At 62.5% G+C, this 23,213-nt stretch carries 23 protein-coding genes; 5 read left to right on the top strand and 18 right to left on the bottom strand.

Annotated features, from left to right (window positions below; all coding sequences use genetic code 11):
- Positions 1 to 40 precede the first annotated feature (40 nt).
- From guaA to RVM27_RS13080, 4 genes are all read right to left on the bottom strand, one after another.
- On the bottom strand, positions 41 to 1,618 hold the full coding sequence (gene guaA, locus RVM27_RS13095) for a glutamine-hydrolyzing GMP synthase (RefSeq protein WP_498956780.1): 1,578 nt from the start codon (positions 1,616 to 1,618) through the stop codon (positions 41 to 43).
- Positions 1,619 to 1,706: 88 nt separating this feature from the next.
- Positions 1,707 to 3,176, bottom strand: a complete 1,470-nt coding sequence (gene guaB, locus RVM27_RS13090; protein WP_039183498.1) for an IMP dehydrogenase — start codon at positions 3,174 to 3,176, stop codon at positions 1,707 to 1,709.
- Positions 3,177 to 3,338: 162 nt separating this feature from the next.
- The gene (locus RVM27_RS13085) at positions 3,339 to 4,025 is read right to left on the bottom strand and encodes a phosphate signaling complex PhoU family protein (protein WP_498956779.1); all 687 of its coding nucleotides are present in this window, start codon (positions 4,023 to 4,025) and stop codon (positions 3,339 to 3,341) included.
- Positions 4,026 to 4,051: 26 nt separating this feature from the next.
- Positions 4,052 to 5,251 carry a Na/Pi cotransporter family protein gene (locus RVM27_RS13080; protein ID WP_498956778.1) on the bottom strand — a complete coding sequence of 400 codons (1,200 nt, stop codon included), beginning with the start codon at positions 5,249 to 5,251 and terminating at the stop codon, positions 4,052 to 4,054.
- 228 nt (positions 5,252 to 5,479) lie between these two features.
- On the opposite strand from RVM27_RS13080, the gene xseA reads away from it, so the two are divergent.
- Positions 5,480 to 6,823, top strand: coding sequence for an exodeoxyribonuclease VII large subunit (gene xseA / locus RVM27_RS13075; RefSeq protein ID WP_498938684.1), 1,344 nt, complete (start codon positions 5,480 to 5,482; stop codon positions 6,821 to 6,823).
- 14 nt (positions 6,824 to 6,837) lie between these two features.
- On the opposite strand, the gene RVM27_RS13070 is transcribed toward xseA, so the two are convergent.
- The 8 genes from RVM27_RS13070 to RVM27_RS13035 form a co-directional block, all read right to left on the bottom strand.
- On the bottom strand, positions 6,838 to 6,972 hold the full coding sequence (locus RVM27_RS13070) for a hypothetical protein (protein ID WP_254893829.1): 135 nt from the start codon (positions 6,970 to 6,972) through the stop codon (positions 6,838 to 6,840).
- A gap of 348 nt (positions 6,973 to 7,320) precedes the next feature.
- Entirely contained in the window at positions 7,321 to 7,956 is a 636-nt protein-coding gene (locus RVM27_RS13065; protein WP_498956777.1) for an RNA-guided endonuclease InsQ/TnpB family protein, read from the bottom strand.
- Entirely contained in the window at positions 7,902 to 8,219 is a 318-nt protein-coding gene (locus RVM27_RS13060) for a helix-turn-helix domain-containing protein (RefSeq protein WP_498956776.1), read from the bottom strand. The genes RVM27_RS13065 and RVM27_RS13060 overlap by 55 nt, the downstream gene beginning before the upstream one ends.
- 65 nt (positions 8,220 to 8,284) lie before the next feature.
- Positions 8,285 to 8,662 (bottom strand): DUF2335 domain-containing protein, encoded by a 378-nt coding sequence (locus RVM27_RS13055; protein ID WP_287804294.1) that lies wholly within the window; start codon positions 8,660 to 8,662, stop codon positions 8,285 to 8,287.
- The gene (locus tag RVM27_RS13050; protein ID WP_218313749.1) at positions 8,631 to 8,828 is read right to left on the bottom strand and encodes a hypothetical protein; all 198 of its coding nucleotides are present in this window, start codon (positions 8,826 to 8,828) and stop codon (positions 8,631 to 8,633) included. Before RVM27_RS13050 ends, RVM27_RS13055 begins: the two co-directional genes overlap by 32 nt.
- Before the next feature lie 89 nt (positions 8,829 to 8,917).
- Positions 8,918 to 10,234, bottom strand: coding sequence for an N-acetylglutamate synthase (argA, locus tag RVM27_RS13045; protein ID WP_498938688.1), 1,317 nt, complete (start codon positions 10,232 to 10,234; stop codon positions 8,918 to 8,920).
- Positions 10,235 to 10,371: 137 nt separating this feature from the next.
- Positions 10,372 to 10,527, bottom strand: a complete 156-nt coding sequence (locus RVM27_RS13040; RefSeq protein WP_287804300.1) for a hypothetical protein — start codon at positions 10,525 to 10,527, stop codon at positions 10,372 to 10,374.
- A 9-nt stretch (positions 10,528 to 10,536) separates the two neighbouring features.
- Positions 10,537 to 11,217 (bottom strand): TIGR00153 family protein, encoded by a 681-nt coding sequence (locus RVM27_RS13035; RefSeq protein ID WP_039183511.1) that lies wholly within the window; start codon positions 11,215 to 11,217, stop codon positions 10,537 to 10,539.
- A 131-nt stretch (positions 11,218 to 11,348) separates the two neighbouring features.
- Between RVM27_RS13035 and RVM27_RS13030 the strand changes: the two genes are divergently transcribed.
- Both RVM27_RS13030 and RVM27_RS13025 read left to right on the top strand, forming a co-directional pair.
- Positions 11,349 to 12,245 (top strand): CYTH domain-containing protein, encoded by an 897-nt coding sequence (locus RVM27_RS13030; protein ID WP_498938690.1) that lies wholly within the window; start codon positions 11,349 to 11,351, stop codon positions 12,243 to 12,245.
- 38 nt (positions 12,246 to 12,283) lie between these two features.
- Positions 12,284 to 13,186: an ion transporter gene (locus tag RVM27_RS13025; RefSeq protein ID WP_498938692.1), complete on the top strand. Its 903-nt coding sequence runs from the start codon at positions 12,284 to 12,286 to the stop codon at positions 13,184 to 13,186.
- Positions 13,187 to 13,248: 62 nt separating this feature from the next.
- Here RVM27_RS13025 and RVM27_RS13020 read toward each other — a convergent pair whose 3' ends face one another.
- Complete coding sequence (locus RVM27_RS13020; RefSeq protein ID WP_498938693.1) at positions 13,249 to 13,872, bottom strand: L-threonylcarbamoyladenylate synthase; 624 nt, start codon at positions 13,870 to 13,872, stop codon at positions 13,249 to 13,251.
- Positions 13,873 to 13,953: 81 nt separating this feature from the next.
- On the bottom strand, positions 13,954 to 14,892 hold the full coding sequence (locus RVM27_RS13015) for a PHP domain-containing protein (protein ID WP_096922384.1): 939 nt from the start codon (positions 14,890 to 14,892) through the stop codon (positions 13,954 to 13,956).
- A 145-nt stretch (positions 14,893 to 15,037) separates the two neighbouring features.
- Here RVM27_RS13015 and RVM27_RS13010 point away from each other — a divergent pair, with 145 nt between their 5' ends.
- Both RVM27_RS13010 and mnmC read left to right on the top strand, forming a co-directional pair.
- Positions 15,038 to 15,337: a YciI family protein gene (locus tag RVM27_RS13010; protein ID WP_016914815.1), complete on the top strand. Its 300-nt coding sequence runs from the start codon at positions 15,038 to 15,040 to the stop codon at positions 15,335 to 15,337.
- Positions 15,338 to 15,544: 207 nt separating this feature from the next.
- On the top strand, positions 15,545 to 17,515 hold the full coding sequence (mnmC, locus tag RVM27_RS13005) for a bifunctional tRNA (5-methylaminomethyl-2-thiouridine)(34)-methyltransferase MnmD/FAD-dependent 5-carboxymethylaminomethyl-2-thiouridine(34) oxidoreductase MnmC (RefSeq protein ID WP_498941743.1): 1,971 nt from the start codon (positions 15,545 to 15,547) through the stop codon (positions 17,513 to 17,515).
- Here mnmC and RVM27_RS13000 read toward each other — a convergent pair.
- The 4 genes from RVM27_RS13000 to RVM27_RS12985 form a co-directional block, all read right to left on the bottom strand.
- Positions 17,509 to 17,781, bottom strand: a complete 273-nt coding sequence (locus tag RVM27_RS13000) for a YheU family protein (RefSeq protein WP_016914817.1) — start codon at positions 17,779 to 17,781, stop codon at positions 17,509 to 17,511. The genes mnmC and RVM27_RS13000 overlap by 7 nt on opposite strands.
- Positions 17,778 to 19,814, bottom strand: a complete 2,037-nt coding sequence (gene ligA / locus RVM27_RS12995) for an NAD-dependent DNA ligase LigA (RefSeq protein ID WP_498938697.1) — start codon at positions 19,812 to 19,814, stop codon at positions 17,778 to 17,780. Before ligA ends, RVM27_RS13000 begins: the two co-directional genes overlap by 4 nt.
- A gap of 140 nt (positions 19,815 to 19,954) precedes the next feature.
- On the bottom strand, positions 19,955 to 22,036 hold the full coding sequence (zipA, locus tag RVM27_RS12990) for a cell division protein ZipA (protein WP_498956775.1): 2,082 nt from the start codon (positions 22,034 to 22,036) through the stop codon (positions 19,955 to 19,957).
- Between the two features lie 212 nt (positions 22,037 to 22,248).
- On the bottom strand, positions 22,249 to 23,157 hold the full coding sequence (locus tag RVM27_RS12985) for a LysR family transcriptional regulator (RefSeq protein WP_498938701.1): 909 nt from the start codon (positions 23,155 to 23,157) through the stop codon (positions 22,249 to 22,251).
- Positions 23,158 to 23,213: the final 56 nt, after the last annotated feature.

The following is a 23,213-nucleotide window of genomic DNA, read 5'->3' as shown; positions in this document are numbered from 1 at the left end:
TCTCTAAAACTAACGCTATTTAGCTTTTCTTTATTAAGCCTCACTCCCACTCAATAGTAGCAGGCGGCTTACTACTAACATCATAAGTCACCCGCGACACCCCTTCCAACTCATTGATAATGCGGTTGGACACCTTCTCCAGCAGCTCGTAGGGCAGGTGGGCCCAGCGGGCGGTCATGAAGTCGATGGTTTCGACGGCGCGGAGCGCGATGACCCATTCGTAGCGGCGGCCGTCGCCGACCACGCCTACCGATTTCACCGGCAGGAACACGGCGAAGGCCTGGCTGGTTTTTTCGTACCAACCGGCGGCACGCAGTTCTTCGATGTAGATGGCGTCGGCATCGCGCAGGATGTCGGCGTACTCTTTCTTCACTTCACCCAGAATGCGCACGCCCAGGCCGGGGCCGGGGAACGGGTGGCGGTAGACCATGTCGTAGGGCAGGCCGAGTTCGAGGCCGAGTTTGCGCACTTCGTCTTTGAACAGTTCGCGTAGCGGCTCTACCAGCTTGAGCTTCATGGTTTCCGGCAGGCCACCCACGTTGTGGTGGGATTTGATTACGTGCGCTTTGCCGGTTTTCGAGGCGGCAGACTCGATCACGTCCGGGTAGATGGTGCCCTGGGCCAGGAAGTCGACGCCTTCGATTTTGCTGGCTTCTTCATCGAACACGTCGATAAAGGTGTTGCCGATGATTTTGCGCTTGGCTTCCGGGTCGTTTTCGCCTTTCAGCTTCTCCAGGAACAGCTCTTCGGCGTCCACGCGGATCACTTTCACGCCCATGTGCTTGGCGAAGGTTTCCATGACCTGGTCGCCTTCGTTCTTGCGCAGCAGGCCATTATCGACGAACACGCAGGTGAGCTGATCGCCAATGGCCTTGTGCAGCAGCGCGGCTACCACGGAGGAGTCTACGCCGCCGGAAAGACCCAGCAGTACGTGGCGGTCGCCGACTTGCTCGCGTACGCGCTGTACCTGGTCTTCGATGATTTGGGCAGGGGTCCACAGTTTCTCGGCTTTACAGATATCCAGCACGAAGTGCTCGAGAATCCGCTGGCCCTGTAGGGTGTGGGTCACTTCCGGGTGGAACTGTACGCCGTAGAACTGCTTCTCTTCCCAGGCCATGGCGGCAATCGGGCAGCTCGGGGTAGAGGCAGTCACTGTGAAGGTGTCGGGGGCTTTGGCGACTTTATCGCCGTGGCTCATCCATACATCCAGCAGCGCGTTGCCGGTCTCGGCGTCGACGTGGTCTTTGATGTCTTTGAACAGCGCGCTTTCCGCGTCCAGGCGAATCTGGGCGTAGCCGAACTCACGCTGGTTGGAGCCTTCCACCTTGCCGCCCAGCTGCTCGGCCATGGTTTGCATGCCGTAGCAGATACCAAACACCGGCAGGCCCATTTCGAACACGCACTCGGGGGCGCGGGGGGAGTCCAGCTCGGTGACGGATTCCGGGCCACCGGCCAGGATGATGCCGTTGGGGTTGTATTCGCGGATCTCTTCTTCGGTGATGTCGAAGGCGCGAATTTCAGAGAATACGCCGATCTCGCGCACGCGGCGGGCAATCAGTTGGGTGTACTGGGAGCCGAAGTCGAGAATCAGAATCTTGTGGGCGTGAATGTCACTCATGGCGAAGCCTCTATAACGCGGAACGGCCGCATTGGCTAAAAAGCAAGCGGCGGGGCAATGCCCGCCGCCGTGTCACTAACTGCGCTGGTTAGCTCACCCGGTAGTTGGGTGCTTCCTTGGTGATCTGCACGTCGTGAACGTGAGACTCGTTGAAGCCAGCGCCGGTAATCTGTACGAACTCGGGCTTGGTGCGCATTTCCTGAATGTCGCGGCAGCCGGTGTAACCCATGGAGGCGCGCAGGCCGCCCATCAACTGGTGAACGATGGCGCTCATCATGCCCTTGTAGGGTACGCGGCCTTCGATGCCTTCCGGCACCAGCTTTTCGGCTCCGGCATCCTTGTCCTGGAAGTAGCGGTCGGCGCTGCCTTGGCTCTGTGACATGGCACCCATGGAGCCCATGCCACGGTAGGCTTTGTAGGTACGGCCTTGGTAAAGCTCCACTTCACCCGGTGCTTCTTCGGTACCGGCCAGCAGGCCACCTACCATCACGGCGCTTGCGCCAGCGGCAATGGCCTTGGCCAAATCGCCGGAGAAGCGCACGCCGCCGTCGGCAATCAGCGGAATGTCGAAGGGCTTCAGCGCTTCGGCCACGTTGGCCACGGCACTGATCTGCGGCACACCCACGCCAGCCACGATACGCGTAGTGCAGATGGAGCCGGGGCCAATGCCCACTTTCACGGCATCGGCACCCGCTTCGGCCAGCGCAGTGGCGGCGGCGGCGGTGGCGATGTTGCCGCCGATCACTTGAATCTGCGGGAAGTGTTCCTTGATCCAGCGGACGCGGTCGATGACGCCCTTGGAGTGGCCGTGGGCGGTGTCGACGATGATCACGTCAACGCCTGCTTCGGCCAGTGCCGCGACACGGTCCGGAGTTTCCGGGCCGGTGCCCACCGCAGCGCCCACCAGCAGGCGGCCATCGCTGTCTTTGGCGGCCATGGGGTAGGTGCGGGCTTTTTCGATATCCTGGAAGGTCACCAGGCCGCGCAGGTGGAAAGCGTCATCGACGATGAGCATTTTTTCGATGCGGTGTTCGCGCATCTTGGCCTTGCTGACTTCAAGCTCGGTGCCTTCCGGTACGGTGACCAGGCGCTCGCGGGGCGTCATGATGTCGGCCACGCTGTCGCCCACGTTGGGCTGGAAGCGCATGTCACGCTCGGTGACGATGCCCACCAGGGTCTCGCCTTCCACCACCGGGAAGCCGGAGAAGCCATATTCGCGGGCCATGGCCAGCAGGTCTTCCAGCTTGGCCTTGGGGCTCACGGTGACCGGGTCTTTGACGATCACGCTTTCGTGCTTCTTCACCTTGCGCACTTCCGCGGCCTGCTGGGCCATGGTCATGTTCTTGTGGATGATGCCGATGCCGCCTTCCTGGGCCATTGCAATTGCCAGACGCGCTTCGGTCACGGTGTCCATGGCGGCAGACAGCAGGGGAATATTCAGCGAGAGGTTACGAGTCAGGCGGGTTTTGAGGCTGACATCCTTGGGCAGAATGTCGGAGAAGCCAGGAACGAGAAGTACGTCATCGAACGTAAGCGCTTCTTGGGCCATACGTAGCATAGCGGCAACACCCAATGTAAAGTGGGAAGATGGGGCGTGAAAGGTTAATCGCCCATTATAACGTTTCGAGGGCCACCCCAGCAAACCATCCTGCGATGATCTGCTGAAGGTGGCCCTCTGCGTTGGCCTGGGCGAAGCCCACTGCGGTGTGGCGCGGGCGGTTTAGTCCAGCGCGCGGTCGTCGGCTTCGCTGGGGAAGTCGAGGTCTTCCAGGCGGCCCGTCACCGCCGTGGCGATGTTGGCCAGGTGCGAGGCCACACGCTTGTAGTGGCGCGCCAGCAGCGAGTAGGCCACGGCTTCGTGGAACTCGATGCTGTCCTCTTCCCGCAGCAGGGATTCGATCAGCTCGTCGCTGATGTGACGAATCTCCCGGGTGGCGGTGATGATGCCGTGGGCCTTTTGCTCATCGGAGTTGCGCGTGGCCGCAATCAGCTCGCTGAACAGCCCCCGCAAGCGCTCGGAGATGCTGTCCAGGGGCTTCTGGTAACGGTCTACATGGAAGCCTTCGGTGTAGAACACGCCTACCTCGAAGACGTTCTTGCAGTAGTCGCCGATACGCTCGGCGTCCTTGGCCACGCTCATCAACGCCAGGCAAATGGCCACGTCGTGGCCGGGGTTGACGGTCAGGTGGCGCAGCACCTTGCGGCGAATCGAGCGCTCCAGCTCGTTGACCGCCACGTCGCGCTCGTACAGGGGCGTGCGTACGTCCTCGGCGGCCACGGTGCTGTACAGCACCTCGTTGGCCCGTGAGAACATCCAGGCGCCATGCTCCAGCATTTGGGTCAGGTCCGCGTAGGCCTGGTCGATGCTGGTTTCCGAGGTAAGCGCACTAAAAAGCTGTTTGAACATGGGGGAAACCTCTCAACTGGCCGCGCTTAGCGCAGGCGGATAAAGAATTCGGTCAGCGTGATGCCCACCAGCGGCACGATCAGGAACACACCGATCAGGAACAGGAACGCATAGCGAATGTGCTGCCCTGCCAGGCGTCCATACCAGGTGGCAATGCGCAGCGGAATGACCCGCAGCGGCCACCAGATCGCGGTGCCGGTAAGGTTGAAGATAACGTGAAACAGCGCCACCGTCATCGCCGCCGCCATCGGGTTGGCAGTCGCCGCCAGCACGCTGGTCACGGTGGTACCCAGGTTGGCCCCCATCATGAACGGCAGCACGCGGCGCAGGCGCACCACCCCTGCCCCCGCCAGCGGCACCATCAGGCTACTGGTGATCGAGCTGGACTGCACCAGCACGGTCGAGATCACGCCCACGCCGTAGGCCCGCGCATCGGTACGGAAGAAGTAGGTACGGAACAGGCCATCCATATGGCGCAGCAGCGCACCGCGCAGGTTCTGCACCATGAACACCAGGGCGGCGAACATCAGCAGCAGGCCGATGCCAGCCACCATCAGCCCAGCGGCGGCGGTGGTGGGCATCAGCGCCGCGCCCAGCCAGTTGGCGGCATCCACCACCGGGGCGGTAATGGTTTTGATGGGGCTGTTGGGGCGGGCGACTTCTTCCAGGCCAATCAGATCCGCCAGCCATGCGGCCAGGCGGGTGAAGATGCCGTAGCCACGCTCGTGAAACATGCCGGTCAGCCACTCCACCGGGAAGATCAGCAGCACCGTGAGGATGTTGAACAGGTCGTGCATCAGCGCAGCGGTGAACGAGCGGCGGAAGTTACGCTTGATACGCACGTTGGCCAACGCCACGATGACGCCCGTGACGGCCGTGCCGATATTGGCCCCCATGATGGCGAACACCGCCGTGCCCAGGGTCATTTCGCCACTGGCCACCAGGGTCACGATCAGCGCCGTGGTGAACGAGGAGCTTTGCACGACCATGGTGACCAGCACGCCCGCCATCAAGGCGATGAAGGGGTTCTGGCCATAGGCGAAGGCGCGGGTCAGAACATCGCTGTCGCTGCCGAAGGTGCCTAACCCCGCACCCAGAACGTTCAGAGCAGCCAGGAACAGATACAAGCACAAGCCAGCGTAGATACCTCTTAGCCAGGCGGGCACTTCGTGAGGCGCTTGGCGAGCCAGCGCAGGACGATCTTGTGAAGGTCCGAGATTCGACATGAGCAATCTGCCCTGTTGGTGAACATCTATTGTGACGCTTTCGTGACACTTCTGTGTCGGCGGGCACCCTAGCATGGTTTTATGACACTTTGATGACGTTTATCTTGCAGCGCCGCCTTCTGCGCGCATGGTACGCCAGAGAACCCGTCAGGGCCATTGCTGTGCGCCCTGCACGTATTGTCTAATGAGCGGCCGCATCCTTGCTTTCACCCGCGACTGGAAACTCCCATGAGCGCTCCCAACGCCCCCCTGCTATCGGTCAGTCAACTCAACCTCAAGGCGCGCAAGGCGCTGGAGAACGACCTGGGCGATGTGTGGGTGGAAGGCGAGCTTTCCAATGTGTCGCGCCCGGCGTCCGGGCACATCTACTTCACGCTGAAAGATGACCGCGCCCAGGTGCGCTGCGCGCTGTTTCGCCAGCGGGCACGGTTCGTATCGGCCCCCATGCGCGATGGCGACCAGGTCAAGCTGCGCGGCCGGGTCTCGCTGTTCGAGCCCCGCGGCGATTACCAGCTGATCGCCGATGCCGTGCAGGCGGCGGGGCTGGGCGAGCTGCTGGCGGCCTACGAGCGCTTGAAGGCGCAGCTGGAAGGCGAAGGGGTATTTGCCAACGCCCGCCCGCTGCCCTTTCCGCCCCGCAAGCTGCTGATTCTGAGCTCCGCCAGCGGCGCCGCCATCCGCGATGTGCTGGCGGTGCTGGCAGCGCGCTGGCCATTGGCCGACGTGACGCTGATCCCCGTGCCGGTACAGGGCGCAGAGGCGGCCCCGGCAATGATCTCTGCCCTAGCGCTGCTCAACCGCCAGACGCGGCTCGACCCCGCCCAGGATGCGGTGCTGATCACCCGAGGCGGCGGCAGCCTGGAAGACCTGTGGGCGTTCAACAACGAGCACTTGGCCCGGGCCATCTTCCACTCCCGTTTGCCGGTGATGTCTGCCGTGGGCCATGAGGTGGATGTCACGCTGGCGGATTTTGCCGCCGACATGCGCGCCCCTACCCCTTCCGCCGCCGCCGAGCGGCTGGTGCCCGACCAGCACGCCCTCAAGCGCCAACTCCAACAGGCCGAACAGCGCCTGCAGCGCGCCCTGCAAACCCGCCTGGAGCGCGATAGCCAGCGGCTGGACGCCCTGCGCGCTCGGCTCCGCCACCCGGGAGAGCGGCTGGCCCACCAGCGCCAGCACCTGCAAGCCCTCGCCCAGCGGCTAGCGCGCGCCATGCAGTTCACGCTGAGCCAGCAGCAGCGCCAGCTGGGCCAGCTCGGCCGTCGGCTGGCCAGCCAGGACATGGCCCGGCTGCACCGGGCAGAAAGCGAGCGCATCGAACGCCTGCAACGCCGCCTGGCCAGCGCCATGCAGCGCCAGCTGGAAGCGCGCCAGGCACGCCTGCACAGCGCCGCCCGGGCACTCAACGCGGTCAGCCCGCTGGCGGTACTAGGCCGTGGCTATGCCATCGCCCAGGACGAACAAGGCCAGATCGTGCGCCGCGCCCAGGATACTCAGCCGGGCCAGCTGCTCAAATTGAAGCTGGGTGAGGGGCGATTGAACGTGGAAGTAAAACGGCGCTATCAGAAATAGCGCCGCACGGGTGATTACTTTTTGTCCGATGACTCGTCCGGAGAAGGATTGACGTGATGGGTATCCGGCATCGGGTTGGCGTCGTCGTGATGATCGTCGCGCTGGTCTTTTTTCTGTTCTTGCTTCTGGTCGTGTTTATCCGGGGACATGCTACCTCCTGATCCTTGGTGGTGTGTGTTGCCTCACTCACTATAGCCGCTCCCCACCCGCTTGCCATGAAGGCCGCACCGCAGGGCCGTGCAATGCCCTGCCTGGTTTTCAGGATTCTCTTTCCAAAGCAGCGAGTTACCTCCTTCCCGGCCCGTTTGGCACCCACTCATGCAGTGTTTAAATAGCATTTATTAATTGTCGCTATCGGAAGTGAATGGCCTTCTTCGGCATTTGCCCCGGCCTGCGCCTTTGGTCTACGTTCTGACACTCCCCGCCCGCCGCGCTTCGCGCTTTGGGCGAGGGTTCTGAGATCACCCCCAGAACCTTCCTGCTTCCACACGCCTTCACTAGACAGCAGCTAGGCCGCTGCCCTCCGCTCCGGTCGCTCCACAGGCTAACCCCGCCAGCCCGGCGGTTTGTATATTCCTGGCCGCGTTGATGTCGCGGTCAATGGGGTAGCCGCAGCTTTCGCAGTGCCAGTGACGTTGCGACAGCGGCAGTTTCTCAACCTTGTAGCCACAGCCATGACACCGCTTGCTGCTGGGGAACCACTGGCTCACTTTCACCAGTTGGCGCCCCGCCCAGGCGGCCTTGTATTCCAGTTGCCGGACGAACTCACCCCACCCGGCATCGCTAATGGATCTAGAAAGCCGTCTATTCTTGATCATACCAATGATATTAAGTGACTCGACGCACAGGACTTGGTTTTCGTTAATGAGTGCGCGGGTCGCTTTGTGGGTAGCGTCACGGCGACAGTCGGCGATCTTGGCATGTAGCCGTGCCACTTTCCGGCGGTGTTTGTTGCGGTTGTTTGAACCTGTCTGTTTTTTCGCCAACCGGCGCTGCAAGCAGGCCAGCTTCGCCTCGTAGCGTTTCAGATGACGCGGATTGCCCGATTTTGCGCCGTCACTGGTAATGAACAAATCGCTCAAGCCGAGGTCAATGCCGACCGTTTTGCGCGTGACCGGAAGCGCTTTTGGCACGAAATCACACAGGCAACTGATGAAGTAGCGTCCAGCACGATCGCGCTGGAAACATCCCGCAACCACGGAAACTCCGCCTTTAAGCCCACCAGTCGCTTTTCCGCCGATGAGTGCGAGACCGATTCACCGCGCTGCTGATACGCCTCGGTGCGATAGGCCAGGGTATTATTCCAGACAAAACGGGCACACCCGAACGACTGCGCCAGCAGCTCAGCCTGTTCGGAGGTGGGGTAGAACCGTTCTTTGTAGGCACGCTTTGTCATGCTGTATAAATATCAGGGTGATGAGGCGAAGTCAATCTGGCACCGCTACGCGGTGCGGGCTTGTATCACCGCCCGACTGGGCGATGCTTTACGCGCTGTTTGGTAATACCCAGAAAGATAAGGCCAAGGCTGTAGGCCATCCACTGCCCGCGCTTGATCTCGCTGATACTGGCATCCTGCGAGCGTATATTGGACTCAGCAATACGAGAGTTGACGGCGTTTTCTTTCTCTTCTTGCGCGTGGCGATGCGCTTGCTCCTTCTCGGCCATGGCTAAAATACGATCTGCTGCGCCAGGGCTGATGCGCTCGTATTTTTCCATTTCCGCAGAAGGCGGCAAGGGACCTGAGTAGGTCAATTGTTGAGCAATAATGCTCTGATTGTTAGAAGAGGTTGGTGATTGCTGCGATGAATCACGAGTGTGAGAGCTTGGGGAGTCGGTCATATTGCTCCATCGCCTTTTGCATATCTTTTCCAACCTTCAGAAAATCGCTGCTCAATGCCTCTGCATCGCTCTCGTGCACGACAAACTCGACAGGTTGGATTGCCTGCCGCTTTTGCGGAAAGATCGTAGTGACACTGGCAATGTGTGCGACACGTTTGAGGTTCATTGCGGCATCCCTCGGTTAGTTTCTTTTACCATAGCGCAAAGTGACTCTCGTTAGGTAGTCGATAGCGCGCATGGTGCCGGTTTTCCCCACTAACCCGCCAGATTCTTCACCAACACCTTGGATTTACGGGCGTGGTTGTAGGCCTCGCGTTTGAGGGGGGGCAGGTCTTCCAGGCTGGCGGCGCGGAAGCCGCGCTCCACGAACCAGTGGGCGGTATGGGTGGTGAGCACGAACATATCGGAAAGCCCCCGCTGGCGGGCGCGTCGCTCCAGCGCTTCGACCAGGCGCTCGCCGCGCTCGCCGCCCCGGTAGTTGCCATGCACGGCCACGCAGGCCAGCTCGCCCACGGTGGTCTCGGGGAAGACGTGCAGCGCCGCGCAGCCGATCACCATGCCGTCGCGCTCGATGACCATGTAGTCGTCGATTTCATGCTCCAGGCGCTCCCGGGAGCGAGCCACCAGCATGCCGCGCCGCTCCAGAGGTTCCAGCAGCTCCAGCAGGCCCGCCACGTCATTGAGCGTGGCCGGGCGCAGCTGCTCGTAGCGGTGCTGGGTGATCATGGTGCCCACGCCGTCGCGGGTGAACAGCTCCCCCAGCAGCGCATCATGGTTGCGCCAGGAGAGCAGGTGCGTGCGGGCCACGCCTTCCCGGGCGGCGGTGCAGGCGGCGTTGAGATGGCGCGCCAGCTCGCTGCCGGGCACGGCCTGCTGCAAGCGCGGTTCGGCTTCGAAAGGTGAAAGCTGGCGCAACAGCGCGCCCTGCTCGTCCTCCAACCCTTCCGACTCGCCCAGCAGAATCAGCTTGTCTGCCTTGAGCGCCACGGCGGCGTGCTGGGCCACTTCCGAGGCGTCTAAATCGAACACTTCACCCGTGCTGGAGAATCCCAGCGGCGGCAGCAGCACCAGCGAGCCCTTCTCCAGCAGCCCTTCGATGGCGCTGGCGCGCACCCGGCGCACCTCACCGCTGTGATCGAAGTCCACGCCTTCGCGCACGCCCAGCGGCTTGGCGGTGACCAGATTGCCGGAAATCACGCTCAGCTCCACGCCGTGCAGCGGCGTGCTGGGCAGGCCAAGGGAAAGCCGGGCTTCCAGCCATAGCCGCTGGTGCGCCGCTACCTGCTCAACGTGGGCCATCACCGCGCGATTGGCCACCCAGCGGCCATCCACCCGAGTGGGCTCCACGCCTGCGGCCGTCAACGCCTCATGCACCTGAGGGCGAATGCCGAACACCACCACCAGGCGCACGCCCAGCGTGTGCAGCAAGGCCAGGTCCTGAATCAGCTGCTCTCCTCGGCCCGACGCCATGGCTTCGCCTTCAATCAGGATGACAAAGGTTCGCCCCCGGTGGGCATTGATGTACGGGGAGGCATTACGAAACCAGTCGACAAAGGGGAAACGTGTGTCCAAGGGCCGCTCTCCGGCAGCAGGTGAATGAAAGTGATCACGCTTACTTTAACAGAGCATAAAAAACAGCGGCACCTTCTATTGCAGCGATCTCCTGTCGAGACCGGCTGTCGAAGGTGCCGCCGTATACCCGCCAAGCGTTAGCCTGGGGAGAGGTGTATCAGCCGAACATGCCTGAAGAAGAACACGATGGCCAACCCCGCCCCGGCGGGCAGGGTAATCAGCCAGGACAGGAAGAAGCCAAACAGGCAGGCCAGAATGATAAAGATGTCGCCGTGCTGAGCAATAATCTGCATGGGAGCCCCTTAGCGTGCGGTCAGGATCTGCAGGCGGCTGCCCACGCGTTCGGCGCGGTCGGAAACTTCGCCGACCCAGTCGATGATCTTGTAGAGAAAGATCACATCCACGGGGGGAAGCTGGCTTTCCAGCTCGAAAAGACGGCGGCGAATCGCCACCTGCTGATCATCCGCCTGGTGCTCCAGCACGTGCAGCTCGCGGATCATGTTCTGCATCACGTCCGAGACGTTGCGCCCAAAGCCGGATTCCAGCAGGTCCTTCAACTCTTCCAGCGCCTGGCGCGCCTGGGCCACGCAAGCCACACTGGTGGCCATGTACTCGCGCATCAAATCGGCCAGCTCGTCGGGCACGCGCATTTTACGGCCCAGCATGATGCCGGTAATGTCACGCACCTTGTTGGCGATCTTGTCCTGTACGCTGATCAAGTCGAGCAGGTCCGAGCGCGAGACCGGCAGGAACATGCTGTTGGGCAGGTTGAGCCGCAGCTCGGTCTTGAGGGTGTCGGCTTCGTGCTCCAGAGAAGTCACCTGCTCGCGCAGCTCGGCGGCGGCGTCCCAGTCACCGGCAAGGGTCGCTTCGAAGAACGGCAGGAGGAGGTCGGCGCATTCATTGGCCTTGACGATGTGGGCCAGCAGCGGCTGGAATGGCGAGCGGCCAAACATCGCGGAAAAAGGGTTGGAGGTTACCATAGAGCCTTTAGCCTGTTTTCGGGGAGCCTGGAAATGGCGGGCGACAGTATAAAGAGCGCGCTCGGCTTCGTCATAAAAAGTTCATTCAATCGTCATCAATAAGCAACATAGACCACTTGGCAGGAAGCGTCATGACCCAACACCCTCATCCGGCAGCCCCTCAGGAAGTCGAACTGAAGCTAGCCCTGGGGCCCGGCGCGCTCGACGCGCTGCTGGCCCATCCGCTCTTGGCAGAGCCGCCCCAGCAGCAGGCCTTGGCCAACACCTATTTCGATACTCCCCAGGGCCATCTGGCCGCAGGCCGGGTCGCCGTTCGGCTGCGCCGACTGGGCCCGCGCGTGCTGCAAACGGTCAAGACCGCAGGCCAGGGCGGCGGCGGGCTATCGCGTCGTGAAGAGTGGGAGTGGCCGCTGGACGAGCACGCTCTCGACCAGGCCGGGCTGGCCGAGCTGCCGCCGTTTCAAGGGCCGTTGGCCGAACAGATAGCGGCGCTGCAACCCACGCTGAGCACCGATTTCCACCGCCGTACCTGGCAGTTGGCATGGCAAGGCAGCGCCATCGAGCTGGTGGTGGACGAAGGGGAAATCGTGGCGGGTAGCGCCCGCGCCCCTATTGGCGAGGTCGAACTGGAGCTGAAAGAGGGCAGCGCCGATGCGCTATGGGGATTGGCCCTGGCACTGGCAGAGCAGGTAGCACTGCGCCCTTCCGACAGCAGCAAGGCCGCCCGAGGCAATGCCCTGGGCCAGCAGCAGTGGACACTGCCCGAGGCCAGCACCCCCAGCGCATGGCTGCACCGTGCCACCGTGGCGCTAGATGCCTTCCATGACAGTGGCCACCCCGAGCACCTAGCGGCGGCCCAACAGGCGCTGAGTGAACTGGCCCAGCACCCGGCGCTGGATGACGCCGCACGGCGCGAGGCCCTCACGCTGACGGCCGAGCTGGGCACCACCGGCCAGCCCACAGCGGCGTACGGCGTTGCAGCGTTGACGCTGGCCCGTCGCCTTGGTCAGCAAACCGCGCTACGCTGAAACGCATCCCCCTTGGCCGCTTATTTCAGGACGAAACCATGAGCATTGACCTCAGCCCCGGTGCCGAAGGATTGCGCACGCGGTTATTCCACGTGATTTTCGAGTCGGATACCCCGGGGGCCAAAGCGTTCGATATCGCCTTGATCATCGCCATCCTGCTGAGCGTGGCGGTGATTTTGCTCGATAGCGTTGAGATCTATGCCGAGCGTTATGGGCATATTTTCTTCTACATCGAATGGGCCTTTACACTGCTGTTTAGCCTGGAACTGCTGGCACGGCTTTACTGCCTTGAACGCCCCACTGTGTATTTAAAAAGCTTTTACGGCGTGGTGGATGTGATTGCAATTATCCCCACTTGGCTAGTGCTACTAGTGCCTGGCGCGCATGCGCTGGTGATGGTGCGGATTTTGCGCGTGCTGCGCATCTTCCGCATTTTGCGACTGATGGAGTTTGTGGGGGAAGGCAGGCTACTGCTGGATGCGCTTAAACGTAGCCTGCGCCAGATTTTGCTATTTTTCAGTAGCATTCTCATGGTGGTCACACTGTTTGCCGCGCTGATGTACACCATCGAGTCCCCTGAGTCGGGCTTTACCAGCATTCCGATGTCGATATATTGGGCCATCGTGAGCATCACCACCGTCGGGTATGGGGATATTGTGCCCGCCACTTCGCTGGGCAAAGCCATCACGGTGATTCTGATGCTGATTGGCTACTCGATTATTGCCGTGCCCACCGGGGTGTTTTCTGCCCAAGTGATCCGCTCGATTCGTGAAGACCGCTACTCAGAAGAAGCCTGCCCTGGCTGCGGCCACGACCGCCACGAAAAGCGCGCCCGCTACTGCCTGCGCTGCGGCACTTGGCTGGATGAGAACAGCGAGGACCCGCGCAAAAAAGCGCACAAAGAGAGCAGCGACGATGAGACGCCAAGCGAGGATAAATAGCCCCTCGCCGATACGAAAACGGGGACGCTAAGCGCCCCCGTTTTAATAGTGCTCAGCGACCACTACTCTTGAAACGGCGTTATATCGCCACGCCCTTCCCGCACGATTTTGGGCGGCAGTTCGCGAAGATCAATCACACTCGTTGGGTCAAGGTGGCAGGCACCGCCATCGATAATCAAATCCAGATGGGCACCAAAGCGGTCGCGGATCTCCTCGGGGTCGCTCATCGGCAGCGCTTCGCCTACCGGAATCAGCGTCACGCTCATTAGCGGCTCACCCAGCGCCTCTAGCAGCGCGTGGGTGATGCGGTGATCGGGCACCCGCACACCAATTGAGCGGCGCTTGGGGTGCAGCAGCAAGCGCGGCACTTCGGTAGTGGCATCCAGAATGTAGGTGTAGGGGCCGGGCGTGTGAGCCTTCAGCAGCCTGAACACGGCGTTATCCACTTTAGCGTAAGTGCCAATTTCGGAAAGATCCGAGCACACCAGAGTAAAGTTATGCTTGTCATCCAGCGAGCGCAGCCATTTGATCTTCTCGATGGCCTTTTTTTCGCCTAAATGGCAGCCCAGCGCGTAGCCTGAGTCCGTTGGGTAAGCGACTACTCCACCCTTACGAATAATCTCGGTGGCTTGGTCAATCAGCCGCTTTTGCGGGTTCTCGGGGTGAATCTGGAAATATTGGCTCATCGCTTGCTCCTGCCGTTCGGCGGTCCGTTCGTTGCACATTCGTTGGCGCGATACCTACAGCTTAGCCGATACGGCGCGTGATCACCCAGCCACCAGCATGCCCGGCGCGGCATCGCGCATGTGCGCCAGCCGGGGGTGTTCCCAGATGGGCGGCGCGGCGGTACGTGGCACCACGCTCATGCTGCCGGGGGCGGCGTGGCTGCCGGGAAAGTGAAAATCGCTGCCCAGCGAGGCGTACAGCGAGCGCTCCACCAGCTGACGCGCCAGGTCACGGGTGCTGTCCGGGTTTTGCTGGCCGCTGACCAGCTCGACCGCCTCGCCCCCTGCGGCGGTGAAAGCATCCAGCAACAGGCCGCGCTTGCGCCGGGTCAGCCCGTAGCGCAGCGGGTGGGCCAGCACCGCGACGCCGCCGGATGCCACCACCCAGCCAACGGCATCGGCAATTTCGGGCCAGTGGGCTTTCACATCGCCCTTCTTGCCGCTGCCCAGGTAGCGCTTGAAGGCTCCGGCCCAGTCGGCCACCACGCCTTCCGCCACCAAGGCACGGGCAAAATCCGGGCGCCCCAGCGGGCGGTCGCTGCCGGCCTGGGCGCGGGCCTTGGCCAACGCATCGGGCAGACCCATTTTCTCCAGCCGCTCGGCAATCACTTCAGCCCGCTGGATACGCGCCTGGCGCTGCTGCTCCAGGCCCTCCACCAGCGCTCCCTGCAAGCCGCCCGGCATCAACGCCACCACGTGAATATTGATGCCCTGCCAGCGCGTGGATAACTCGCAGCCGGGCACCAGGCACAGGCCCGCCTGCTCGGCGGCCAGGCTGGCTTCTGCCGTGCCGTCCATGGTGTCGTGGTCGGTGAGGGCAATGTGCGTCATGCCCCGGGCGGCACACAGCGCCACCAGCTCGTCAGGCGGCAGCGACCCATCCGAGGCGGTAGAGTGCATGTGCAAATCGACCGGGTAGCGCTGATCGGCATCGAACACACGGGGCAGTGCAGGGGGAAAAGCTTCAGGAAGTCGTGGCATTAGCATGACGCCGTGTGGCGAGTTTGTCAGAATAGGCGTGTGGTACAACAACAGCTCGCCATGGTGCGCGTTAACCAGCACGCGGTCAATGCCGGGAGCGATAGCAAGGCTTCCCCAACCGCACTGCCTTCAAGGAGTTATCCCCATGCTGTATGCAATTATCAGTGAAGATGTGGCCAATAGCCTGGAGCGCCGACTGGCCGCCCGCCCGGACCATCTGGCACGGCTGGAAGCGCTGCGTGACGAAGGCCGTCTGGTATTGGCTGGCCCCCACCCGGCCATCGACACCGACAACCCCGGCGAAGCGGGCTTTAGCGGCAGCCTTGTAGTGGCCGAATTCGACAGCCTGGAAGCGGCCAAGGCGTGGGCGGATGCCGACCCTTACATCATTGCCGGGGTCTATGCCAAGGTAATTGTTAAGCCGTTCAAGAAAGTTTTGCCTTGACCCACAAGGGCGACTGTGGAGGGTCCGCCTGCTTTTTCACAGAGCCTGTGGAAAACTCTGTGAAAACACGGCGGACGCTTTTCTATAAGCCAGAGATAGCGCCCTGCTGAACAAATTGATCATTTTTTGACCACCTTCGTTCACCCTTCGACCACCACGGATATTCGCGTGACCCAGCGCCCCACTGACCTGCCCCCGCTGGCGGCCATGACCGCCCCGACGCTCTCCTGGAACGACGATGCCCCGCACTCTGATGCCTTCGGTGACGTCTATTTTTCCCGGGAGGACGGTCGCGCGGAAACCGAACACGTCTTCCTGGCGGCCAACCACCTGCCCCAGCGGTTTGCCGAGTGGCAGGCACCCCGAGCATTCGTGATTGGAGAAACCGGCTTTGGCACCGGGCTGAACATGCTGTGTGCCTGGGCCTGCTTCGAACGCCACGCCCCGCCAGGGGCACGGCTGCACCTGCTCTCTACCGAAAAATTCCCGTTGGGCCACACTGCCCTGGCGCGAGCCCTGAGCGCCTGGCCATCGTTGGCCAGTTATTCACAGGCGCTCTGCGCCCTGTGGCCCGATCCCGTCAGCGGCGTTCACCGTTTGCACCTGAGCGAACGCGTCACCCTGGACCTGCACTTTGGCGACACCACCGAACGGCTGGAAGCCTTGCAAGGCCAGGTGGATGCCTGGTTCCTGGATGGCTTTGCCCCTTCCAAAAACCCGGAGATGTGGCAGCCCGAGCTGTTTGCTGCCATGGCGGCCCGTTCGCGGCCCGGGGCCACCTTTGCCACCTTCACCTGCGCGGGGATCGTCAAGCGCGGCCTGAAAGCCGCAGGCTTCGCCTGGCAGAAGGTGCCTGGCTTCGGTCGCAAGCGGGAAATGCTGGCCGGCAGTATTGCCACACCGCCTGTGGACAACCGCCGCCAGCGGACGCCGTGGTTTACGCCACCGCCCACCCTCCGCTCACAGCACATCGTGGTGATTGGCGCAGGCATGGCCGGGAGCAGCGTGGCGGCCGCCCTGGCACGGCGCGGCCGCCAGGTAACGGTGCTGGAGCGTGAGCAGCCCGGCGCGGGCGGGTCGGGTAATCGACAGGGGGCGCTGTACGTGAAGCTTGCGGTGGAAACCAACCTGCAGAGCCGCTTCTACCTGGCGGGGCTGCTCTACAGCCAGCGCTGGCTGGGTCAACTCGCGGCCGCGAGGCCACAGCAGCCGCCGCTCTGGCAGCCCTGCGGCGTGGTGCAGCTGGCCTTGAGCGAGAAAGAGGCCAGCCGCCAGCAGCGCTTCATGGCCCACCACCCGCTGCCGGAAACGCTGGTCGCGGCCAGCGAGGCCCCCGACGCGCTGGCCGGGGTGCCCACGGCAGCGGCACAGGGCCTTTTTTACCCACAGGCGGGATGGGTACAGCCCAAACGGCTCTGTGAGCAACTGCTGCAACACCCCGGCATCACCCTGCGCCACGGGGAGGCCACGGCGCTGCACCCCACGCCAGCGGGCTGGCAGATCACCTTGGCCAACGGCGACACCCTGGCCGCCGACCAGGTGGTGATTGCCACGGCGTCATTGGCCAACGGTTTCGCCCAGACGGCGGAGCTGCCGCTGCAGCAGGTGCGTGGCCAGGTAAGCGAGCTGCCGCTGCCGGAGGGCACGGCGGCTCCGCAGCGCGTGGTGTGTGCGGGGGGCTATGTGTCGCCGCCGCTGGAGGGCGTGCTCACCTTCGGCGCCAGCTTCGTGCCCAACGATGCCACCACCCACACCGCCGACGCAGACCATCAGCGCAATATCGACGAGTTGCGCCAGGCCTTGCCTGACTGGGTCACGGCGCTGGAGGCCGCCACAGGGCCGCTGACGCCCAGCACCTTGACGGGCCGAGCCGCCGTGCGCGCCGCCAGCCCCGACAAGACACCCTATGCCGGGCCAGTGCCCGACGCGGCGGCGTGGCGCACGGCCTACGCGGCGCTGGCCAAGGATGCCTCGAAGGTGCCGGAGACCCCAGGCCAACACCATGGCGGGCTGTGGATATCCACTGCCCACGGTTCTCGTGGGCTGGCCAGCGCGCCGCTGTGCGCCGAAGTGCTGGCTTCCAGCCTGTGTGATGAGCCGCTTCCTCTGGAGCAGCCGCTGGTGGACCACCTGCACCCGGGAAGGCGCCTGATCAGTGCGCTGATCCGCGCTCAGTAATCGCCCTCTTCCTCGTCATCGGCCAGCTCTCGCCCAAAGGCACGCCATTGGGCGAGCGTCATCACTTCGGTCATTTCCAGCTCCAGGTCATGAGCGATGATCAGCTCGTGACGCTCCAGCTGCCGCTTGACCTCGGCGACCCAGCCGCGCATGCCTTCGCCGGTATCGGTGGTATCGTAGCCCTGGCGGGTCACGAACGCTTCCAGCAGCGCATCCAGCGTCTCGGGCGGCAGCATGCGGGCGGGTACTTCTATGAAACGGCTCATTCGCTCTGCTCCCACGCGCTCAAACGCTCGATAAAGGTGGCTTCGTCGATCACTTCGACGCCCAGTTCCTCGGCTTTGGTGAGCTTGCTGCCCGCAGCCTCACCGGCCACCAGGCAGGTGGTCTTTTTGGACACGCTGCCCGCCACTTTGGCCCCCAGCGCCTGCAAACGTGCCTTGCCTTCGTCACGGGTCATGCTCTCCATGGCGCCGGTCAGTACCCAGGACTGGCCTTCCAGCGGCGTGGGCCCCTGGGCCACCTCGGTTTCCTGCCAGACGACCCCCGCCGCAATCAGCGCTTCCAGGGTGTCGAGGTTGTGCGGCTGCCGGAAAAAGGTATGGATGTGTTTCGCCACGATGGGCCCCACGTCGTTGACCGCTTCCAGCGCGGACGTGTCGGCCTCCTGAAGGGCTTGCAGAGTGCCAAAATGGTTGGCCACGTTGGCAGCGGTGGCTTCGCCCACTTCACGAATGCCCAGTGCGTAAATGAACCGTGGCAGCGTGGTCTGCTTGGCTTTTTCCAGCGCATTGACCAGATTGGTGGCGGACTTTTCACCCATGCGCGGCAGGCTTTTGAGCTGCTCGACGGTCAGGTGGAACAGCTCGGCGGGGGTCTTGACCCAGTCCTGCTCGACCAGTTGCTCGATCAGTTTCTCCCCCAGGCCATCGATGTCCATGGCCTTGCGGCTGGCAAAGTGCTTGAGCGCTTCCTTGCGCTGGGCCGCGCAGTAGAGGCCGCCGGAGCAGCGGGCCACCGCCTCGCCTTCCAGGCGCTCTACTTCTGAGCCACACACCGGGCACTGGTCAGGGAATACAATGGCGCGGGCTTCGGCTGGGCGCTTCTCGACATCGACACGTACCACCTGGGGAATCACGTCCCCCGCCCGCCGAATGGCCACGGTGTCGCCAATCATGACGCCCAGCCGCTCGATCTCGTCGGCATTGTGCAGCGTGGCGTTGGACACGGTCACCCCGGCCACCGTGACCGGCTCCAGCCGTGCCACCGGGGTAATCGCGCCGGTACGGCCGACCTGAAACTCCACGTCGTTGAGCAGCGTGACTTCTTCCTGGGCAGGGAACTTGAAGGCCACCGCCCAGCGTGGCGCGCGGGCCACGAAACCCAGCTCCCGCTGGTGGCGCAGGTCGTTGACCTTGATCACCACGCCGTCGATGTCGTAGCCCAGCTGATCACGCTTTTCGCCCAGCCGTTCACAGTAGTCGGCCACGGCGTCTGGCCCCTGCAACACGCTCAGCTCGGCGCTGGTTTTGAACCCCAGTTGGGAGAGCCTGGCCATCAAGGCGCTGTGGGTGGTATCGCCCATATCGGGCTCCAATCGCGCCGCCTGATAGGCGTGGAACTCCAGCGGTCGCGTTGCGGTGATGCGCGGGTCGAGTTGGCGCAGGCTGCCTGCTGCCGCGTTACGCGGGTTGGCAAACACCTTGCTGCCCTCGTCTCGGGCACGCTGGTTCAGCGCTTCGAACCCGGCGTGGCGCATGATGACCTCGCCACGTACCTCCACCAGCTCGGGCAACGTGCCTCCCATCAGCTTCAGCGGCACCGAGCGCAAGGTACGCAGGTTGGAGGTAATACCCTCGCCCGTACGCCCATCGCCGCGCGTTGCACCGCTGACCAGCACACCCTGTTCGTACACCAGCGAGACCGCTGCGCCATCCAGCTTGGGTTCGCAGCTGAATTCGATCTCCTCGGGCTGGCACTCCAGACGTTCGGCCACCCGCTGGGCGAAGGCGATGATGTCTTCACGGCTGAAGGCGTTGTCCAGCGACAGCATGGGAATGGCATGGGCCACTTCCGGAAAGCCTTCCGCCGGGGCCGCGCCCACTCGCTGGGTGGGCGAGTCTGGCGATATCAGGTCAGGGTGTTCTGCCTCGATCTGCTGCAAACGTTGCAGCTTGCGGTCGTAGTCGGCATCGGTCAGCGTGGGCTCGTCCAGCACGTAGTAGCGATAATTGGCGTCATCCAGATCAGCGCGCAATTGGCCAATCTCTTCTAGCAGGGCGGGGTCTAGCGAACTCATGCGGGCATTCCGAAACAGATGAAAAAAGGGGTCAGTGCGACATGAAAATGGACAGTATTAAAAACGCGCAGCAATCGAAACGGCAATAACAAAAACACCCGCCTTCGGGTAGAAGGCGGGTGTGGGCATGACAGAAACGTTTAGCGTGCCTGCAACTGGCGATGCAGTCGATGGCGACGCTCGAACTCGCGCACCCGCTGGCGGGCAAACTCGATGGTTTGCGCCGTCATGACGCTGCGGTTCTCGTCTTTCAATTCACCGCCCATGTGACGCACCACCACCATGGCGGTTTCCACCATGGCCTCGAAGGCGGCGGCGCTATCCAGCGCACCGGGCAACGGCATCAGGAAGGTGATGCCCGGGGTGACGAACTCGTCCATCTCTTCGATGGGGAAAGTGCCGGGCTTCAGCACGTTCACCATGGAGAACTGCAGCTCGCTCTCGGCGCTTTCGGTTTCGAACCGATGGAAGACACCCATGGTACGGCTGTAACGCAGGCCACACGCCATCATCAGTTCCAGAAGCTTGCTGCCGTCGAACCCTTCCAGGTCGCGAGACAACACGCTGATGACGATCATCTCTTCGGCATCGGCCAGGGTTTCTCGTGCGTGTTCGCCGTTGACGTCGTGGCGCAGCGCTTTCTCCAGCGTCGGATGAGCGCGTACCACGCTTTCGCGTGCCTCATAGGCAGGCTCTTCATAGGCACCATCGAATTCTGCGTAGGCATCATCGTAGTCGGCAGCATCGGTGCGACCCGCATCATAAGCTGCATAGCGGTCATCATGATGGGAAGCACCATCGTCATAGGCACCGCGGGCAGCGGCGGGGGCTGCGTAGCGGTCGGCGTCATCGTAGCTGTCCAGCGCCGGGGCCTTGCCACGCGAGGTGCGTTTGGCAGCAGCGTCCGTCGCCGCCAGCTCGCGAGCCTGGGCTTTTTCCTGAGCAATGCGCGCCTTCTCTGCTTCTGCCGCTTCCTTGGCCACGCGGCGCTGCTCGGCCTCCAGGGCTTTGCGCTCGGCTTTCTGCTTGGCCAGCGCTTCGGCACGCTTGGCTTTTTCGGCTTTCTTGATCGCTTTCTGTTTTCGGCGTTCGATGATACGGCGCTTGAAGGAGCGGCCAATACCTTCGAAGTCGACCAGGCGGTAGCGGTCTACCTCGTCGTCATCCAGCTCGTCCACGTCGCCTGCGATATCCGAACGCAGCTGCCGACGCCTGGGCGTCTCGGAGGACTTGGCAAAGACGGCATCTTCCGGCTCGGCGCGCAGCACCGGCTCGGCATCGGGCTCCGGCTCTACGGCGCTCAGCGGCGTGCTTTCCGGCGTGTCCGTGGCGGACAGAACAGACTCGACGCTCTCAGCGGCAGCGTCCGCCGTGGCTTTGTGGTCGTCTTCGGCAGCCGCTGCGGTGGATACGGGCTCAACCGCAGGCTCGGACACCGTGGGAGCAGCCGTTTCTGGAGAAGGCTGCTGCTGGACGGCTGACTCGACGGGAACCGGAGCAGCAGACGCCACGGCGATAGTTTCTGAGGCCTCAGCTTCTGGGGCTGCAGTTTCTTCTGACACCAGAGATTCTGGCGTCTTGGCTTTTGAAGCGATGGCTTCTGAAACAGTGGCTTCTGGAGTTACAGCTTCATGCTGAGACGTCGGCTCACCCGCAAACAGGCTGGGCTCACGGCGGGGCTCGCTATGGGCGGCTTCTCGGGAAGCAGCGGACGCTGCCTCGGGCATGACACTGTTTGCAACAGGTGTTGAGACGGGCGACGGGGACATCGACGGTTCGGCACGCGATGGAGCCGCCTTCGGGGGCTCGCTGCGCTTGGCGGTCTCACCGTTCGCTGCTGCCGACTGGGCCACGGCAGGTTTGGAAGACTTCGAAGTAAACGACTTTGCGTTTGCGGTCACGGATTGAGCAAACGAGCGGCGGAACTCAGAAAGGACTTTGGAAGGCCCGGGGTGGTCCTGACGCTTCAACTTTGGCTTTTGGCCCAGGCCACTGTAATCGGCGGGTTTGACGACCCGAGCACCGCCATTGGGCAGTTCCCAGTTGATTTCCGCTTCCTTGGCCTCGTCACTCAACTCTTCCGGCTTGACGGCGGGCAGATCCTTGCCAGCCTGATCCAGCTGCGGGACACGACGTTGACGCTGAAGCCTTCGCGCACCATCAACGACGATGAGCGACACCAGAGCCAGTCCTAGAATGATTAACCACTCTCTTAATTCCATGTCGAGCATTCCATGGGTCAACTAACCGGTTACCAGATGCAGCGCGTGCGCGGCACCCAAATATGGGGGACCTTCTTATCAAGATACGTTTAATGCCAAGCATAGCGCGATTATTACAAAAAGGGCCACTTTTTGCAGGAATTTGCACTTTTAAACTTGCATATACGCTTTTTAGGCCAATCTAAAGACCTTATCAAGCCCATAAAGTGCCGCTATCGAGTGGTCACTTTCTGATCTCTCTGAGTAGCCACCAGCGTTTGCCAAAACGCGCTGGCGAAAGGGCTGGCCAACTGGCGCGGCCGTGTCAGCTGAATGGCCACCGGCACGTCCCACTCCGGGGGCAGCGCGCGCACCAGGCGCCCTTCCGCAACTTCTTGTTCGGAAAGACTTTCAGGCAGCCAGGCCAACCCCTTGTTCTCGATGGCCATGGACATCAGCACGGCGGCCAGATGGCTGCTGAAATGGGCCTGGGAAGAGAGTGTGACTGGCTGCCGCTGACCCAGACGATGGCGCAAGATGCGCCCTAGCCCCGAGGCGTCAGTGTACGCTAAATAAGGAAAAAAAGTGGAAGCCGCACCAAGCCCCAGCTCGCGCCCCACCAGAGGAATCAATCGATCCTGACCGACGGTGAGACTCTCGAAGTGTTCCGCTTCCAGAGGCGAGTCGACGGCGGGGTCTCGATGGCTCAATAAAAACTGTGCCGTTCCGCGCAGTAAGAGCTGCTCGCAGTTGGCCATGGTATCGGAGTGAAGTTGTACGGCATGCAGCGCGGCACTTTGCTCTTGTTGGCGTATCCAGCGCGGAAAGAAAGTAAACGAGAGTGAATGAGTGGCCGCAAACTGGAGCGCCGCCGTCGCGCGCTGGGCAACTTCCTGGGCTTCACTGCGTAAACGATAGAGTCGCCCTGCAGCATCGATGACACTGGCCTGAATATGCAGGCCCGCCTCGGTCAACGTGGTGCCTTGGGGCGTGCGCACGAAAAGGGCCACACCCATCCACTGCTCCAGCGCTCTGATCCGGCGGCTGAACGCGGGTTGCGTCACATGGCGCGCCTGGGCGGCACGGATGAAACTGCCGTGTTCGGCCAGGGCATTGAAGTCTTCCAACCAGTTCAGTTCCATCGCGGGCAATGCCATTTCAGCATGGGGTAGCTGACTAATAGCATTAGTCAGCCGCC

The sequence above is a fragment of the Halomonas sp. KM007 genome, assembly GCF_050709225.1.
Taxonomy (GTDB): Bacteria; Pseudomonadota; Gammaproteobacteria; order Pseudomonadales; family Halomonadaceae; genus Vreelandella; species Vreelandella hamiltonii.
The sequence above is the reverse complement of the archived record's forward strand: the minus strand, read 5'-3'. Positions and strand labels throughout refer to the sequence as shown.

Bases quoted from the DNA above. Each gene is read 5' to 3' on its own strand.
- guaA (WP_498956780.1), bottom strand. From the start codon at position 1,618: ATGAGTGACATTCACGCCCACAAGATTCTGATTCTCGACTTCGGCTCC.
- guaB (WP_039183498.1), bottom strand. From the start codon at position 3,176: ATGCTACGTATGGCCCAAGAAGCGCTTACGTTCGATGACGTACTTCTC.
- RVM27_RS13085 (WP_498956779.1), bottom strand. From the start codon at position 4,025: ATGTTCAAACAGCTTTTTAGTGCGCTTACCTCGGAAACCAGCATCGAC.
- RVM27_RS13080 (WP_498956778.1), bottom strand. From the start codon at position 5,251: ATGTCGAATCTCGGACCTTCACAAGATCGTCCTGCGCTGGCTCGCCAA.
- xseA (WP_498938684.1), top strand. From the start codon at position 5,480: ATGAGCGCTCCCAACGCCCCCCTGCTATCGGTCAGTCAACTCAACCTC.
- RVM27_RS13070 (WP_254893829.1), bottom strand. From the start codon at position 6,972: ATGTCCCCGGATAAACACGACCAGAAGCAAGAACAGAAAAAAGACCAG.
- RVM27_RS13060 (WP_498956776.1), bottom strand. From the start codon at position 8,219: ATGACAAAGCGTGCCTACAAAGAACGGTTCTACCCCACCTCCGAACAG.
- RVM27_RS13055 (WP_287804294.1), bottom strand. From the start codon at position 8,662: ATGACCGACTCCCCAAGCTCTCACACTCGTGATTCATCGCAGCAATCA.
- RVM27_RS13050 (WP_218313749.1), bottom strand. From the start codon at position 8,828: ATGAACCTCAAACGTGTCGCACACATTGCCAGTGTCACTACGATCTTT.
- RVM27_RS13040 (WP_287804300.1), bottom strand. From the start codon at position 10,527: ATGCAGATTATTGCTCAGCACGGCGACATCTTTATCATTCTGGCCTGC.
- RVM27_RS13035 (WP_039183511.1), bottom strand. From the start codon at position 11,217: ATGGTAACCTCCAACCCTTTTTCCGCGATGTTTGGCCGCTCGCCATTC.
- RVM27_RS13030 (WP_498938690.1), top strand. From the start codon at position 11,349: ATGACCCAACACCCTCATCCGGCAGCCCCTCAGGAAGTCGAACTGAAG.
- RVM27_RS13025 (WP_498938692.1), top strand. From the start codon at position 12,284: ATGAGCATTGACCTCAGCCCCGGTGCCGAAGGATTGCGCACGCGGTTA.
- RVM27_RS13020 (WP_498938693.1), bottom strand. From the start codon at position 13,872: ATGAGCCAATATTTCCAGATTCACCCCGAGAACCCGCAAAAGCGGCTG.
- RVM27_RS13015 (WP_096922384.1), bottom strand. From the start codon at position 14,892: ATGCCACGACTTCCTGAAGCTTTTCCCCCTGCACTGCCCCGTGTGTTC.
- RVM27_RS13010 (WP_016914815.1), top strand. From the start codon at position 15,038: ATGCTGTATGCAATTATCAGTGAAGATGTGGCCAATAGCCTGGAGCGC.
- mnmC (WP_498941743.1), top strand. From the start codon at position 15,545: ATGACCGCCCCGACGCTCTCCTGGAACGACGATGCCCCGCACTCTGAT.
- RVM27_RS13000 (WP_016914817.1), bottom strand. From the start codon at position 17,781: ATGAGCCGTTTCATAGAAGTACCCGCCCGCATGCTGCCGCCCGAGACG.
- ligA (WP_498938697.1), bottom strand. From the start codon at position 19,814: ATGAGTTCGCTAGACCCCGCCCTGCTAGAAGAGATTGGCCAATTGCGC.
- zipA (WP_498956775.1), bottom strand. From the start codon at position 22,036: ATGGAATTAAGAGAGTGGTTAATCATTCTAGGACTGGCTCTGGTGTCG.
- RVM27_RS12985 (WP_498938701.1), bottom strand. From the start codon at position 23,157: ATGGAACTGAACTGGTTGGAAGACTTCAATGCCCTGGCCGAACACGGC.